The 15555-nt window shown below is 64.8% G+C and carries 12 protein-coding genes; 10 read left to right on the top strand and 2 right to left on the bottom strand.

All coding sequences use genetic code 11. The features are described 5' to 3' along the window. Nucleotides 1-70: 70 nt before the first annotated feature. The gene (locus ACTXG5_RS11700; RefSeq protein WP_445163802.1) at nucleotides 71-751 is read right to left on the bottom strand and encodes a TetR family transcriptional regulator; all 681 of its coding nucleotides are present in this window, start codon (nucleotides 749-751) and stop codon (nucleotides 71-73) included. A gap of 330 nt (nucleotides 752-1081) precedes the next feature. Here ACTXG5_RS11700 and ACTXG5_RS11695 point away from each other — a divergent pair, with 330 nt between their 5' ends. From ACTXG5_RS11695 to ACTXG5_RS11650, 10 genes are all read left to right on the top strand, one after another. Continuing rightward, nucleotides 1082-1240, top strand: coding sequence for a hypothetical protein (locus tag ACTXG5_RS11695; RefSeq protein WP_445163801.1), 159 nt, complete (start codon nucleotides 1082-1084; stop codon nucleotides 1238-1240). Between the two features lie 15 nt (nucleotides 1241-1255). Beyond that, nucleotides 1256-2443 carry a PPE family protein gene (locus tag ACTXG5_RS11690; protein ID WP_445163800.1) on the top strand — a complete coding sequence of 396 codons (1188 nt, stop codon included), beginning with the start codon at nucleotides 1256-1258 and terminating at the stop codon, nucleotides 2441-2443. A gap of 64 nt (nucleotides 2444-2507) precedes the next feature. After that, nucleotides 2508-3224 (top strand): dTDP-4-dehydrorhamnose 3,5-epimerase family protein, encoded by a 717-nt coding sequence (locus tag ACTXG5_RS11685; RefSeq protein ID WP_445163799.1) that lies wholly within the window; start codon nucleotides 2508-2510, stop codon nucleotides 3222-3224. A gap of 20 nt (nucleotides 3225-3244) precedes the next feature. Then, nucleotides 3245-4732, top strand: a complete 1488-nt coding sequence (locus ACTXG5_RS11680; RefSeq protein WP_445164374.1) for a sugar transferase — start codon at nucleotides 3245-3247, stop codon at nucleotides 4730-4732. Between the two features lie 10 nt (nucleotides 4733-4742). Beyond that, entirely contained in the window at nucleotides 4743-6206 is a 1464-nt protein-coding gene (locus ACTXG5_RS11675) for a flippase (RefSeq protein WP_445163798.1), read from the top strand. Continuing rightward, a complete protein-coding gene (locus tag ACTXG5_RS11670) occupies nucleotides 6203-8218 on the top strand; it encodes a glycosyltransferase (protein ID WP_445163797.1) in 2016 nt (671 codons plus the stop codon). Before ACTXG5_RS11675 ends, ACTXG5_RS11670 begins: the two co-directional genes overlap by 4 nt. A gap of 165 nt (nucleotides 8219-8383) precedes the next feature. Continuing rightward, complete coding sequence (locus ACTXG5_RS11665) at nucleotides 8384-10333, top strand: hypothetical protein (RefSeq protein WP_445163796.1); 1950 nt, start codon at nucleotides 8384-8386, stop codon at nucleotides 10331-10333. 89 nt (nucleotides 10334-10422) lie between these two features. Then, nucleotides 10423-11829 carry a Wzz/FepE/Etk N-terminal domain-containing protein gene (locus ACTXG5_RS11660; protein ID WP_445163795.1) on the top strand — a complete coding sequence of 469 codons (1407 nt, stop codon included), beginning with the start codon at nucleotides 10423-10425 and terminating at the stop codon, nucleotides 11827-11829. Continuing rightward, on the top strand, nucleotides 11826-13418 hold the full coding sequence (locus tag ACTXG5_RS11655; protein ID WP_445163794.1) for an O-antigen ligase family protein: 1593 nt from the start codon (nucleotides 11826-11828) through the stop codon (nucleotides 13416-13418). The genes ACTXG5_RS11660 and ACTXG5_RS11655 overlap by 4 nt, the downstream gene beginning before the upstream one ends. A 113-nt stretch (nucleotides 13419-13531) precedes the next feature. Continuing rightward, a complete protein-coding gene (locus ACTXG5_RS11650) occupies nucleotides 13532-14458 on the top strand; it encodes a WecB/TagA/CpsF family glycosyltransferase (RefSeq protein ID WP_445163793.1) in 927 nt (308 codons plus the stop codon). A 46-nt stretch (nucleotides 14459-14504) separates the two neighbouring features. On the opposite strand, the gene ACTXG5_RS11645 is transcribed toward ACTXG5_RS11650, so the two are convergent. Further along, nucleotides 14505-15548, bottom strand: coding sequence for a glycosyltransferase family 4 protein (locus ACTXG5_RS11645; protein ID WP_445164373.1), 1044 nt, complete (start codon nucleotides 15546-15548; stop codon nucleotides 14505-14507). Between the last annotated feature and the right edge of the window lie 7 nt (nucleotides 15549-15555).

Below are 15555 nucleotides of genomic sequence, written 5' to 3'. Positions count from 1 at the left end.
GTCTCACCTTGCCTCGCAAGCAGATTAACAGCCGTTAACCGCTATGCCGATCGGTTAGACCGAGTCGTTCTTATTGCGGCGACTCCGCGCTACTGGCAATGGAGTTGATCGCGAGCGCGGCACGGCGCTTGAGGAATTGGCCGAAGTACTCGAACCGGTCCGGTTGCAGTATCCCCGTCAGGAGGAAGGTCCAGGATTTTTCCACATCGAGCAGGAACTGTTCCGAGTGATCCAGACTGCTGGCTTGTCGCAGTCCCATATGCAGCGACACCAACATGCGGCCCACATCCAGGGGATCACACCGTTTATCGATGTCACCTTCGGCGATGGCTTGCTCAACGACGCCGGCTAAAGCTTCGGCCCAGCTGCCCAACAACCTCTCCTGCAGCCCTTGCGTCCGACCAACCGACTCGATGAGGTTAAGTCCCGCACGTACGGCATCCGTCTGGATGTCCCCGACGGCTATGAGATACGAGAAGTCGATCAGGGTCTCGAGGCCCGAAAGTCCCCGCTTCTTCAGGTCTTGCACTGCGTTCGAGCCCGCGGCGGTCTGCTTGTCGATGATCGCGACCGCCAACGCGTGCTTCGACTTGAAATGGAAATACATCGCGCCCTTGGTCAGTTCGGCGTCCGCGAGAATGTCGTCGAGACCAACGTCGTGGTAGGCCCGTCGCGCGAACTGATGTGAGGCAGCTCGCAAAATCTGTCGGCGCGTCGCATCCGCGCGGCCATCGTGGGATTGAGAATTCATCGGGTCGCAGAACTCACCTTCGCGGTGCCGCGCATCGGCGATCGCCGTTGGCCGGGCCAGCGTCCGAGGGGTCGATCGCCTCCACGGTATTGATGCCGTCGTCAAGCAGGGCACGCACCTCGCTTCTTCAGCGGTCCAGAGCGAACGAGTGTCTCAAGCGACATTTGACCACTACTGAGGTTAGCAGCCGCCGCAGAGCCCACCTTCGTGTCCGCAAGCCGACGAGGCGAGATACCTGTAGTAAGGCTCACCCTAGTTATGTGAACTAAAAGTATGTTTTATACGCTATTATGAGGTTGTCAGTTTGATACGTCGGTTGAGGGGGAATACATGTCGCTGGTCACCACGCGGCCAGGTGGCCTGACCGCGTTGGCCTGCACATCGTGGGGTACCGACTCCGCGATGAACCGCGGAGGCTCGCCAGCGACGGCTTGTACCGACGGAATCGTGTCCAGCTCACGCGCCGCCAACGCGGCCACGGCCCACTGACGCGCAGGTACTGAAGTGATCGATTTTGGCGCGTTACCACCGGAGATCAACTCCACGCGGATGTATGCCGGGCCCGGCCCGCTATCCCTGTCGGCCGCCGCGACAGCCTGGGACCATCTGGCCGCCGAGCTGCATTTTGTGTCAAGTGCTTACCGAACAGTGATCGCGGGATTGACCACCGGGCGGTGGCTGGGGCCCTCGTCGCTGTCCATGGCGTCCGCGTTCGGCCCCTATGTGGCGTGGACGACGGGGGCGGCCGCGCGAGCCGCCGAGTCGGCGGGTCAAGCCAGGCTTGCCGTGGAGGCCTATGAGGCCGCCTTCATGATGACCGTCCCGCCACCGATGGTTTTCGCCAACCGGGCCCAACTCGCCTCGCTGACCGCCAGCAACTTCTTCGGGCAGAATTCGCCGGCGATCGCGGTAAACGAGGCCCAATACGGCGAGATGTGGGCGCAGGACGCCGCGGCGATGTACGCGTACGCCGCGAATTCGTCGGTCGCGACCGACGTGACGCCATTCACCCCGGCGCCAGACGTGACCGATGAGGGCGGGGTGTCCTCGCAGGAGATCGCGGTTGCCAAGGCCACCGGCCTCTCGGGCGGACAGCAAGCGGCGCTGCAGAGTCTGGTCGCACAGGTTTCGCCGACATTGGACGCGATGTCAACGCCCACCGGAGTCATGTCGTCGAGTCTTGTCGCGGACACGTCCACTGGGTTGGGAAGCTTGTTCGACTCGGACACCATTTCCGCGCTCAGCAACATCTCGGCCATCTGGATCATGGCGCTGCCCACCCCGCTGTACGCGCTGTCCAGCCTTTTTGGCATCGCCCAGAGCGCCCAATCCATGGGCGCGGCCACCGGCGCCGTCGGCGCCGACCTCGGAGCGGCGGCCGCGGCGGGTGCGGCCGAGGCCGGCGCGGCCGGGCTCGGAAACGCGGGGGGCGGAGTGCTCGGCAGCATGGGCTCGGCTGCCTCGTTGGGGCCGATGTCGGTGCCGCAGGGCTGGACCAGCGTGGTTCCGCCGTCACCGTTAGGCGGCGCCGTTTCGGCACTGCCCAACGGCGCTGCAGGTGCGGCTCCACCAAGCATGTTGGGCGGAGTCCCATTACGGGCGCCGACGTCCGGGGCCGGGCCCACCGCCGGTCCGCGATATGGCCTGGTCCCCACCGTCATGTCACAGCCGCCGTCCGCCGGATACGGATAACCGGACGAATCTTTAGCGACGACTACCTGGTCCCGACGAGCGTCCGTTCTGGAAGGAGACGTAAGTGAAGTACACGCCCACGACTATCGCGGGGCTGACGATCATCGACATCGAGCCCACCCGCGACCATCGCGGCTTCGTCTCACAGTCCTTCTCCGCCCAGGAGTTCGCCGAAATCGGGCTGTTCGCCGATATCGTGCAGACGAATATCTCCTTCAACTACACCCGGGGCACGGTGCGAGGCTTGCACCGTCAGGCGCCGCCGCACGCCGAGGCCAAGCTCATTCGCTGCACCCGCGGCGCAATTGCCGACGTCGTGGTGGACGTCCGCCCCGAGTCGCCGACCTACGGCAGCCACGTCATGGTGGAGTTGAGCGAAGACAACCACCGGGCGCTGTTCGTGCCGCCTTATGTCGCCCACGGCTTCCAAACCCTCAGGGACAACACCGAAGTCAGCTCTCAGGTCAGCGGTTCCCCGACGCCTGCCGGCGAAGAGGGATTCCGGTTCAACGAACCGGAATTCGGAATTAAATGGCCGCTGCCGGTGACGGTCATTTCCGAAGAGGACGCCACCTGGCCGAAGTCGGACAGCGTCGACGGCGACGTCATCATGATGCTGGGCGTCGACCGACAGTTGCCCGAACGATCAACCCACGACTCATCCGCTGTCCCGGCGCGTATCGCACCGGCACGCCGGCCAGTCCATCTCAGCGAATACGCCACGCCATCCGGGACGAGGTTCAGCACCGACGAGCGCGCGTGCCAGCAAGAGAGCGGGTAAGTATCACCGCCTTGCAGTACATCCCAGCAATCCGCGCGCCAGCGACGGCGCTTCCCCTGCCAACCACCGGCGGCTCTCAGCACCGGCGCTGGCAAAGGAAGTATGCGAACCGCGTACGCATCACCGACACGGCAATCGTGGCCGGATCGGTGACGCTGGCACAGTTTGCCCGGTTCGGAGATTCGCCATCCGCCTCCGGTTATGCCGGCGACGTGATGACGATGTTCTCGGCTCTCTTCGCGGCGCTCTGGCTGTCGTCGCTGGCGATATTCCAAACCCGGTCGACGCGAGTCATCGGAGCGGGAATCGACGAGTACCGGCGCATCGCCCACGCGTCGTTCCAGACTTTCGGGATCATCGCGATCATCACGCTGCTCGCCAAGATCGATCTGGCCCGGGGCTACCTGGCGGTCGCGCTTCCCGTCGGCACCATGGGATTGCTGACGAGCCGCAACATGTGGCGCCGGTATGTCGGCCGGAAGCGAGCCCAGGGCGAATACCAGACCAAGGTATTGGCGATCGGAGACCGCTCTGGTGTCTCACATCTTGCGCACGAACTGGAGCGCAACCCCAAAAACGGCTACGTCGTGGTCGGTGTCTGCATTCCGGGATACGGACTGCCCCGCGGCGAGACGCTAGAGGTTAATGGGCACGCGATCCCGATTCTTGGTGACGAGAGCTATGCGGCGCCCGCGATCGGGGGCTGCGATGCGGACACCGTGGCGGTGGCCCGGACTGAGCACTTGGGGGTACAGGGCATCCGAGAGCTGATGTGGCAGCTGGAAACCACGGACATCGACCTGGTGGTGTCCCCCGGGGTTATGGACGTCGCTAACGCCCGACTGGCCCTGCGGCCGTACGCGGGTTTCCCGCTGCTGCACGTGGAAAAGCCCCAATACGAAGAGACCAACCGCTTTCAGAAACGGGCCTTCGACTTCTGTTTCGCACTGGCCGCACTCATTGCGATAACGCCGGTCATGATCGCATGCGCCATCGCAATCAAGCTGACAAGCAAGGGACCGGTGTTTTACCGGGCCGAACGCATTGGGCTCGAAGGCAAGCCCTTCACGATGCTCAAATTCCGCACCATGGTGGAAGGCGCCGACAACCAAATCGCGCGTCTGCTAACGCACAATGACTCTGCCGGGGGCATGCTGTTCAAGATTCGCCGAGACCCCCGCGTCACACCCATCGGGAGGGTGCTCCGCAAGCTCAGCATCGACGAGTTGCCGCAATTCATCAATGTGCTGAAGCAGGATATGAGCGTCGTCGGGCCACGGCCGCCGCTGCGACGTGAGGTGGAGAATTACGACGTTGAAGCCAAACGCCGGCTGCTGGTCAAGCCGGGAGTCACCGGATTGTGGCAAGTAAGTGGCCGTTCAGACCTTTCATGGGAAGAGTCCGTCCGCTTGGATCTGTCCTATGTCGATAACTGGTCAATGGCGGGGGATCTGATGATCGTCGCCAAAACATTGAAGGTCGTCCTGGTAGGCGATGGGGCCTACTGATGAAACGGCGATGACAGAACCGGTAACCGACCCTGCGGTTGTACCGACGGTGCCGCTGTCGCAGATCGCTCACGCTTACGCTATCCAGCTGGTCTGCCGTGCACTGGGGATGCTGGCGTCGGTCGTTTCGGTGGCGATGACCGCCCACTACCTGGGTCCCGGTCTCTATGGACTGCTCACGATCGCGGTCGTCTTCATCGGGATGTGGTCCAGCCTGGCCGATCTCGGCATTGGAACCGTCATCGTGCGACGCGTGACGTCCGGCCGCGGCGAGCTGGAGCGACTCGTTCGTGTCAATAGCGGCCTGTCCCTGCTGTATTGCGTGCCGCTGGCTGCCGCGGCAGCAATCTCCGGGCTGCTCGTCTATCACGATGCCGACGTGCGCGTGATGCTCGTGGTGTTGTCCGGGCAGCTGCTGATGATGACGATGACCACGCGGTTCGAGCCGGTATTCATGGCCACCGTCAAGTTCTCCGCGGTAGCCATCTCCGACGTTGTCAGCAGGCTAGCCGTGCTGGGCGCGGTCGCCTGGCTGGTGACGAGCCACGCAGACGTGATCTGGTTCGCGGTAGTCCAGCTCATCCCGCCGGCTCTACAACTACTGATCCAGGGCACCGCCGCGGCGCGACAGGTCTCGCTGCGGCCCATCTTCGCGTGGCGGGAGACCGCTGATTTGTTGCGGGAGAGCCTGCCGCTGATGGGCGTCATGGTGGTCGCACTCGTGTACTGGCGCGCGGACGGCGTGATCCTGTCCTTGCTGAGCACCCAATCCGAGGTCGGCGTATACGGGTTGGCCTACACCCTCGCGTTCAATACCGAGGTGCTGGCACTTTTCTTCCTCAGGTCGTCGCTGTCGACCGCGACGGAGTTGTTCTCCCGCGATGTCGGCGCTTTCGCCGACTTCCTGCGCCGCAGCGTCGAACTCATGTATTTCCTGATGGTGCCCGTCGCCGTCATCGGCGCGCTACTGGCCGGGCCGTTGATCGGGTTGCTCGGCGACCAGGCCTTCGTCGCTCGCGGAACCCCCACGCTGACATTGCTGTTGGTCGCTGCCGCGCTGCGGTGCATCACCAGCACCCTCGGCCAGGGTTTGTTCGCCTCTCATCAACAGCGATTCCTGTTCCGGGTCTGGGTCGTCACGCTGGTGCTCAACATCGTGCTGAACGTCGTTCTGGCCGGCCGGTTCGGCGCTGTCGGTGCTGGTGTCACGTTGGTGTGCACGGAACTGTTGGGCATGCTGGTCGCGAGCTGGCAGCTGCGACGCCGGTGCGGCTACCGCACGCCGGTGAAGTTCTTGCTGCGGGTGCTGCTGCCGACCGCGGCCAGCGTCGCGGTCGTGCTGTTGCTCCCCGGCGTCCACGTGGTATTGGTGCTGGCCATTGCGGCCGTTGTCTACCTCGCGCTCAACATGGCGATCGGGCCCGTCAACTGGTCGATGTTGACCTCGCTCACCCGGAAAAAGATGCCGGCATGAGCCGCGAAAGGGACCGGGCATATCTGAAACGCCCGACGGGTGAGGCGGCCGCGTTGCCGTCGGCGCGACCGCTCGCGGTGCTGATCGTGGCCGACAAGAACCACGTCCTGGTAGAGAAATGTCTGGCCAGCGTTGCCGAGCAGCTGCCTGAGCTGCCCGTCTATGTCTATGAGAACAGCGGCGCCGGATATCCCGATCGCGAGGAACTAGCCGCCCGGTATCCGTCGGCCCATTGGGTGCTGGGGCTGGTACACCTCGGCGTCGGCGCGGCGTTCAACGCGTTGGTGGAGCACGCGCCGCCCAACTCCGATCTGCTGCTGGTGAATCCCACCGCAGAGCTGCGGGGACCGTTGACGCGCACCAGAGAGTTACTTCGTCAGCCCACGGTGGCGGCGGTATCGCCGATGGCGCGTGGCGATGCCGCATCTGACCCGGCCCCGTGGGACCTCGCGATGCGCCGCCCCACCCTGCTCCGTGCGCTGGTGGCGGCCACCGGCCACTCGAATTCGCTACGGCGAACCCCGATTTCGCCCCGGTACACCCACCAGCCCGCCGAATCGCAGGGCATCGACGGCTATGTCGACGGTGGCTGCCTAGCGATCAGCCGCGCGGCCTGGAACACCGTCGGCGGCTTCGACGAGGAGTTCTTCGGCTACGGGGTGGCCGTCGACTGGCAGACCCGCGCCAGCGCGGCGGGATGGCGCATTCTGCTCGCCGACGAAGTTGGCTTCGGTCACGGCAGTCCGGTGGCCGACTTCGGTGCGCTCGGAGCCGACGCACTGCCCGACGGCGACGTTTCGGCCGACGAACTCCGTCGCGATCGCGATATGCTGCGCGCCAATACCGCCCTGGTCCTCGAGCATCAGACCAGCGTTCACCACGCGGACGTATATCTCGTCGGCACAACGCTTTTGGACCGGATACAGCCGCGCAAGCGTGCCGCCCGCCGTGGGGCGCAGCGCAACCGAAGCAACGGTCTACCGGCGATCGTGATCGCCACCAACCGCCTGGTGTACGGAGGAGCCGAGCGGCAGAAGGCGTTGCTGGCAGCCGAATTGGCCCGCCGCGGCTATCCGGTGACCATCGTCTGCGTGCAACGGTTCGGCCCGATGATCGACGAGATCCCACGCAGCGTGCGGGTGGTGCGACAACCATGGTGGGCGCCGGCCGTCGATCGGCCCGCAGGTCCGGCGGTATTGATCAGCGGCGACACCAACACCGAGACGGGGTTTGGCACGCTCTGGCGGGCCGCCGGCCGCGACCGACGCTGGCTGGTCGCCCCGCACACCCCGCCGGAGGAGGATGGCCCGATCTACTCGCGGCCACTCGCCGCCGCAATGTCCCGGGCGGATGGCTTCGTTGTTCTGGCACAACGGCATTGGGAAATGCTGGCCGCCCACCATCGGCTGACTGGACGGCGCTTCGTGGCACCCAACGGCGTCACGATGGAGGGCCAGCCGAGCCAGCGGATCCGCCCCGACGGCGCTCCGGTGCATTTGGTGGTCCTTTCACGGATCGTCGAGCACAAAAACCCCCATGTGCTGGTCGACGCGCTCAGTGGCCTAACGGAATTCCCGTGGACGCTATCGATATTCGGCGACGGCCCGGACCGGGCGAAACTCGAGGCCCGTACGCCCGCCGCGTTACGCGACCGAGTGCATTGGCGCGGCTGGTCGCCCGGTCCCGAGCACGCGCTGGCCGAAGCCGACCTGTTATGCCTGCCCAGCCGCTCCGAGGCATTTCCGTTGGTAATTCTCGAGGCGATGGCGCGGGCGATACCCGTTGCCGCGTCGGCGATCTGCGCCGTCCCGGAAATGCTGGACTTCGGAAAGGCCGGCTACCTCGTCGAGCCAGTGTCGGTGCAGGGATGGCGAGAACACTTGGCCGAGATCCTGGCGGACCCCGCCACATTGCCGTCGGTTGGACTGCGTGGCTTCGAGCGCATGCGCAAGCACTACACCGTCGAAGCGATGACCGACGCATACCTCGACGCGATCGACGCAATACTGTGAACGAACCGGTTTCGCCTCGTGCCGACCGAGTACCCGAAGGGAATTAAGATCAGCCACAAGCAGATTCGCGAGCTTCCGGCCCGGGGTCATTCCTCGCTGCCACGGCGCGCGGAAATACGGCGTAAGCGCGGGGTTCGAGCCGGCCCGACTGCCTACAATGCAGCGATGAAACGGAGTCTGCCGCGCCGCCTCGGAGCACTTGCCGGTGTGATCGCGATGCTTATCCTGGCGTCGCCGCCCGCGGCGGCGGACCCGGCTGCCAGTGGCGGGGCCGTCATCGAAGCTCCGACCATCCCGCTGGCCAATCTTGGCGCGCAGAACACGATCGAGTTCTATCCGCACCGCGAGCTCTCCATCACCGGTCTGACGTTTGCGGTGCCCGAGGGACTGAATCCGGTGTCGCTGAACGCGACGCTCGAAATCCCGGTCAATCTCCGGTTCGGCAACCTGACGGTCACCCAGGACGATCGCACGATCAGCCGGATGGAGTTACCGCCCAAGGACCAGACCCCGATGGTCATTCCGCTGGCCGGAACGAAGGTCACCGGCAATTCGGTCAGCCTCACCCTGACGTCGACGGTGCTCCCGCTCGACAACTATTGCTGGGATCCGCAGACCCCGATACGACTCGTCAACGGATCAATTACGTTTGCCGGCGGCGAAGTCGCCCCGAAGACCATCGCCGACTTCCTGCCTCCGGTGCTCCGCAAACTGACCATCTTCCTGCCGCCGAAGCCGACGCAACAGGAGTCCGACGCGGCGGTGCAGTTAGCAGCGGCAATGGAGGATCGCTACGGCGGGCAAAATCCGCAAGTGGCCGTCGAAGCCCTCTACGATCGCGGCACCACGGTGGTAGACCCGTCGCTCCCCCTGGAACGGCAGATCATCATCAAAGAGGGCCCGGATAAGGGCCTTTCGCTGCAGGGCACCACAGGCGTTCCCGCGCTGCTCATCTCGGGGGCCGGTGACGAGCTGACCAACCAGACGCGCCTGCTGTCGGATCCCTCGTTGAAATTCGCCCAGGGTCCCTCCGCTGTTGCCGGGCAGCTGCCGAACAAGCAGAAGCTGGTCGGCGACACCACCACGCTTGAACAACTGAATCAGACCGGGCTCAGTGCAGACGACCTGTGGCCCGACGTGGGAATCAGCCTGGAGCAGACCCGCTGGGGTCATTCGCTCGACCACATCCGAGTGCATGTGCTCGGTTCGCACACACCGCTTCCCAACAATTTCGGCGGTGAGGTGCTCGCCTCGGTCGCCGGGCAGACGATCAACCGCTGGCCGGCCGAGGCCAACGGCACGATCGATCATTGGGTGGACATTCCGGACAAGTTGCTCACCCGTGCCACCAGCCTCTCGATCAAGGTGCGCACCACCGGGGACGCCGGACATTGCGGCGAGTACCTTCCGATCAGCCTGAAGATCGACCCCAAGACCGAGGTCCAGACTGGTCGCGCCAATCCGCCTATCCCTAAAGGCTTTCCGTCCATCCCGCAGTCATTGATGCCACGCATTCAATTCGGCATCAGCGACGACGTATTCAACGACACCGCACGGGCGGTGTCGATCGCGGTGGGCCTGCAACAGCTGAGCGCGGTGCCGTTGCCGACCAAGGTGACCAGCCTCAAGCAGGCGATCGACAGCCACGACCCTGCGGTCCTGATTTCGGCCGGCGCCTGGCCGGTGCAGGCAATCGCGCTGCCCTTCAACGCGGAACAGGGCAGCATTACGATCGAGGGTTTGGATGCCGGGGGCGAGTCCACCACGCTGACGCTGGATCCATCGATCCACTTCGGCTCGCTGCAGACCGTGTTCGATGGTCACCGCTCGATTCTGATCGCAACCTCCAACGGGGCACCCGGGCAGCTCGACGAATTGCTGCGGTGGTTGTCCGCAGAGCAGGGCCGGTGGTTCGGACTGGACGGCCGAATGATCATCTCCGTCCCGGGCAGTGAACCCATCACGGTTGCCAATCCGCCCTCCGATGTCGCTGCGCAAGCGTCGAAGCACGAGGACGACTACACGTGGGCGTGGTGGGTCGGCGGCGCCTGGGTGGCGATTGCCGCGGTCGGCGGGGGCGTGCTCCTGTACCGGGCCCGCAGAAACTCGGTCTGAATCAGCGAATCGGCGATGAGCAGCGACGACGGATTCAGGCGCGCTTTAGATAGAGAGTGCCCGCGTAGGGCATAGAGAGGTATCACCCGATGGATTTCCGTACCTTTGCCAGGACGCTTAACGTCCACTGGAAGCTGATCGCCGGTGCATTTTTGGCCTGTCTGGCCGGCGCCGCGGCTGTCACGGCGTTTCAAACGAAGACCTACGAGTCGTCGGCCACCGTGCTTATCTCCTTCCCCGGCCAGACCGACCCGTCCCAGCTGTACTACGGGACGCAGGCGGTACAAGATCGGCTCTCGTCGTACGCGGCGATCGCCGGCGGACGCGCGGTGGCCGAGCGCGCGGTCGCACACTTTGACCTCCCGATCAGTGCCGATGCCCTGGCAAGCAAGACTCACGTCCAGTACACGCCGAAATCACTGCTGTTCACCATCACCGTCACCGACACCGACGCGAATCGCAGTGCGGTACTGACGAAAGCCATCGCCGACGAGTTCGTCACGGTGGTCGCGTCTCTGGGCGGGGCTCCCAAGGGAGCACCGCCCCCGCAGCAGAGCGGCGACCAGCCTCCTGCGCAAACCCAGCAACCCGAGACGATCGTGGCTCGGGCGACGGTGGTGGAGCCGGCCGCCGTGCCGCGCTATCCGACCAGTCCGGTGCCCATCCGGAACATGGCGTTGGGACTGGTTGCCGGGGTGCTCCTCGGCGTCGGTGTGGCGTTGACCCGCGAGGCCACCGACCACACCGTGCGGGATCGCGAGAAGCTGGAACTGCTTTCCAAGCTGCCGACATTGGCTGAGCTGCCGGGAAAGCGCGGCACCGCGCCGCGATTCGGCACCGACATCTCATTCGACGACGCCGTCCGAGGTTTGCGGGCACGTCTACTCCGGGCGGGCGGACCCGGAGCGAGCCGCGTGGTGGTGACGGCACCGCTCGGCGGCGAGGGAACCACGACCACGGCGCTGAATCTGGCGAAGGCATCCGCCGAAGCCGGCGAGGATGTTCTGCTCGTCGAGGGCGATACACGTCGGCCGGTGATCGCCAGCTTGCTGAAAGTCGAATCGGGAGAAGGACTGGCCAGTGCGCTGGCCAACCCCGAAATCGCGGTCGAAGTTGTCAAGCCCACGCCGATCGCCAAGCTCTTCATGCTTGCGCCGCGCGCCGCCCGCCGTGACACCCTGCCTTGCAGCGCATACCTGCCGGAGGTGTTGGACAACGTGATGCAGGAGCTGTCCGCCACCTTTACCCGCACGGTGATCGACGGCCCGCCGGTGCTGGCGACGGCCGACTCCGGCCTGCTGGCCGGCGCCGCACACGCCACCGTCTTGGTTGTCCGAGCGCGGCGCACCACGGAGGAAGAACTCACCGACGCTTTGACCGCGCTACACGCGGCCGGGGCCCGCGTCGTCGGGACGGTGCTGACCGACGCCCGCGTGTCCCGGCATACCCGGGCCGCGGCCCGGACCTACCGGGCGAAGCTCGGCGGATCGGCGTGATCCGCTACCTGCGGACTCGCTACCGCTTGGCGGTGGCCGCGATGGTCGTGACGGTGTACCTGTTGGGATGCTGGGCCTTCGGTGTGGCGTCGGTGCGTGACCCTTACGAAGGTGCGGTGCTCGTCGGCGCGATGTTCAGCCTGGTCGTGTACTGGGCGAGACCCGAGGCCATGGTGTGGATGGCTTTGTTCTACACCTTCGGCGCGCTGCCCATCGGTTTGTATATCGGCAAGGTGATCGGCCCGACCACGATCTACGTCTGGCATGTCGTGGTGTTGTTGGCGATCTTCTACCTGATCCAATTGGTGCGGCCGCGGTTCTCCGATTACCTGGCGCCGGCCTTGTTCGTCTTGACCGTCGTGTTCTTTGCCGCGGTCGGATTCTCGGCTGGACATGCCCCCGAGGCGATCCTCCACGAAGTGGCCTGCCTGTTCGAAATGGTCGCCGGGTACATGCTGGCCCTGTTGATCGTCTACGGCGACTACATCAAGGGAGCGACGCAGACACTGATCGTGACGCTGTGGTTTTCGGCGGCGATGGCCATCGTCAGCTCGTCGTTGGGCATGCGCCTGACCGGCCGTTTCGAGAGCATCGGCGAGTCGACGTCCGGCGGCTCGGTGACCCGCTTGATCATCCCCACCACCGCGCCGGCTCTCGCGGTGCTGGCCGCACTTGTCGCCGCTCAGGTCCTTGGCCGGGTTCGACCCGCGACGTTCTTCGCAATGGGCATGCCCGCGTTGATCATTTCGCTGCTGGCGTTTTCCCGGGGCACGTTGATCGCGATCGCGGTCGCCGCTGTCGTTGCGTTCTTTGCCAGCCCGGGCTGGCAAGCGCTGCGACGCTCAGCCACGTTTGCCGTCACCAGCGCGGCGCTATTAGCCGTGATGGTGCCGGGCGCACTGTTCCTGTTGCAGCACTCGTCGGCTGGAGATTGGCTGGGACACCAGTTCGCCGGCTTCAATCACCGGGTGCTCGGCGGCGTCACGGCCAGTTCGCTCGCCGTGGACGACTCGACCCAGTACAGGCTGGTCGAAAATGGCAACCTGATTCGCGGGATTTCCAACGCGCCGTTGTTCGGCCACGGAATTGGATACGCCTATCGACTGCCGTTTGGCGACGAGGGATCCGACGATGCGTTCGGGTTTGACAGTTTCACCGTGCTGCTGGGAACTACCTACGCGCACAACTTTTACCTGTGGTGGCTCGTCAAAGCCGGGGCGGTGGGGATGGCCGTCTTCGCGTGGTTTGCCCTCAGGCCGGTGATCCGTGCGCTGCGTTGCGCGTCGACGCCGGCGAAGATCGCCGCCGCCGTCAGCGCCGGCTTGCTGGTGTTGAACATTGTCGGTCCGAATATCGAAGACACCCCCGACTCCGTGGTGTTCGGCATGGTCCTCGGAGCGACGATGGGATTCGCCAACTTGGCACGCAAGCGGCCGGGTGACCCCAGCGGTGCGGGCCTCGATGACGGGATGGCTGCGGACCGCGTGACGACCGAACCGATCCCGGTGCTGGTCAGCGGTCCGGCTGTGCTGGTCGGCGGTACGGCCGTTGCGTCCGGGACGTCCAGGCATTCATCGCAGTCGCGCTGACGCCGACCCGAAAGTACGTATCGCTGCGCCCGGGGCCGCGGCGGTCAGTTATTAGCTAACTCACAGTTTGTTTCTGTAGTCAGTACATACCTATCGCATGTATTATCTCTGTTATGCAGGCTTCCAGTTCGTCTTCGACTCTCTGCCTCGAACCCCTTAGCAGCGACGTCGTCGGCGGATGGTCCACAGAACTTCACAGCCTTCCGCGTCCTCGACGTGAGGCTGGTGGCGCAGTTGCGACGATCGCGCCGCCACAAGTCCGGACGGATGACCAGATGCCGAACAGAATCATCAACAGCATGACCTTGGTGAAGAATGACGACGACGTCGACGCATTGATCGACGACTGCCTTGCTTCCCGATCGAGTCGGATCATCTCTTTCGTCAACGCGCATGCATTCAACATGTGCAACCGCAATCGAGCGTTTGCCGACGCCATGTTGCAGTCGGACATCATCTTGCGTGACGGCATCGGCATGCAGCTGCTCTTCAAGGCGTTGAAGATCGATGGCGGGCTGAATATGAATGGCACCGACCTCATCCCCCGCTTGCTGGACAGCGCGAAAGGCCAGTCGCTCGGCATCCTGGGCACCGCGGAACCGTATCTGTCCAGTGCCGCTGACCAGTTCAAGCAGGCCGGTCACAACGTGGTCGTGACCGAAGACGGATTTCAGGACCAGACGACGTATCTGGCGCTCATCGAACGGCACCGACCGAAGATCATCATCCTCGGCATGGGCATGCCCAAGCAGGAACTGGTTGCCGCATACCTGAGAGAGAATGTCAGCTACAACCCGCTACTCATCAACGCAGGTGCGCTGATCGATTTCATCGGCGGCAAGGCCAAACGGGCACCGCTGTGGATGCGCCAAGTTCACTTGGAATGGGTCTTCCGTCTGCTGAATGAGCCGAAGCGGCTGTTCCACCGGTACACGGCCGGAAATCTGGTATTCCTGAGCCGGTTCAGCCGCATCCGCAGAACCTTTGTCCCGGTGCTGGATCTCGAAGCGGATCTAGAGCGCGAAGACCTGGCCGTTTGATCCTGCGTCGCACCGACGCAGGAGACGTGCCGGGCGATGGCCCCGGTCAGCGCCGACTCGCCACCACTTCGGTGAGCACACCCAACAAGCGATCCGCAACGTAGTCGACGGTGCATCGCTGCGCGTAGTGACGCGCCGCCGCGGCTCCGCGCTGCGCCGCGATGGCCGGGTCGGCCAGCTCGTCGAATGCGCTCAGCAGGCCGGCTACGTCATCGATACCGACCGGCGGGCAGCCCGGCGGTTGGTATTCCGGTAGGCCGCCGGCCGTGGACACGATCGGTGTGACGCCCAGCTGCATCGACAGCACTTGCACCCCGCTTTGCGAAGCACGCCGGTAATGGGCGATCGAACCCTTCGCGGCGGCCAGGTTCCCGACGATGTCGTCGTATCGATAGCTGCCGGTGCGCCGCCGAGCATGTTCGGGCAGGGCGCGCACATCACAGGAGCCGTCGCCGATGATCACCAGATCGTCACCGCGCCACCCGCCGCCGGCCACGTGCTGATGCCACGCCTCGAGCACCAGCTCGATGTTCTTGTAAGGATGGAGCCGGCCCACCATCACAAAGTCACGACGCTCTTCGGGGCCCACCAACGGGGGAACCAGATTCGGGTCCAAGTCGCTCGTGAGCGGCAACACGTGTACGCGGGTACCGCGCACATCGCGCCGGCCGGCGATCGTCGCGGCGACATAGTCGCTGTAGACGATCGTGGCCGCCGAGTGGGCGCCCCACCGGTCGAACACCGCGCGCTCGTATGCCGGCCGTTCTTCGATCGCGTCATGGGGACGGTCGTCGTGTACCAGCTGAACGCGCGGGACCCGTCCGGCCAACGCGATCCACCGCGGATCGCGGACCAGCTCGGCGACGACGACGTGCGGCCGATACTCGCGAATGCGCCGCCACGCCGCGATGCTGGCGGGCCAGGTCGCGGCCGTGCGAAACCGCGGATCGAGCACCAGCTCGTAATCGCGGGGCCCGTCGGACTCCGGGTGCAGGTCGCAGGTCACCAGCAACACGTCGGCGCCACGCCGCTGCAGCGCCTCCACCTGAACACGCGCCAGCGGCCGCATCCAGGGCGAGAGCCACAGCACCCGAAGG

This window comes from Mycobacterium sp. Dal123C01, assembly GCF_052566995.1.
This window is presented reverse-complemented; position numbering and strand designations above follow the sequence as displayed.

What these genes read in the sequence shown, in the direction of transcription:
- ACTXG5_RS11660 (WP_445163795.1), top strand. Translation starts at nt 10,423, where the DNA reads ATGGATTTCCGTACCTTTGCCAGGACGCTTAACGTCCACTGGAAGCTG.
- ACTXG5_RS11650 (WP_445163793.1), top strand. Translation starts at nt 13,532, where the DNA reads ATGCAGGCTTCCAGTTCGTCTTCGACTCTCTGCCTCGAACCCCTTAGC.
- ACTXG5_RS11670 (WP_445163797.1), top strand. Translation starts at nt 6,203, where the DNA reads ATGAGCCGCGAAAGGGACCGGGCATATCTGAAACGCCCGACGGGTGAG.
- ACTXG5_RS11700 (WP_445163802.1), bottom strand. Translation starts at nt 751, where the DNA reads ATGAATTCTCAATCCCACGATGGCCGCGCGGATGCGACGCGCCGACAG.
- ACTXG5_RS11665 (WP_445163796.1), top strand. Translation starts at nt 8,384, where the DNA reads ATGAAACGGAGTCTGCCGCGCCGCCTCGGAGCACTTGCCGGTGTGATC.
- ACTXG5_RS11675 (WP_445163798.1), top strand. Translation starts at nt 4,743, where the DNA reads ATGACAGAACCGGTAACCGACCCTGCGGTTGTACCGACGGTGCCGCTG.
- ACTXG5_RS11695 (WP_445163801.1), top strand. Translation starts at nt 1,082, where the DNA reads ATGTCGCTGGTCACCACGCGGCCAGGTGGCCTGACCGCGTTGGCCTGC.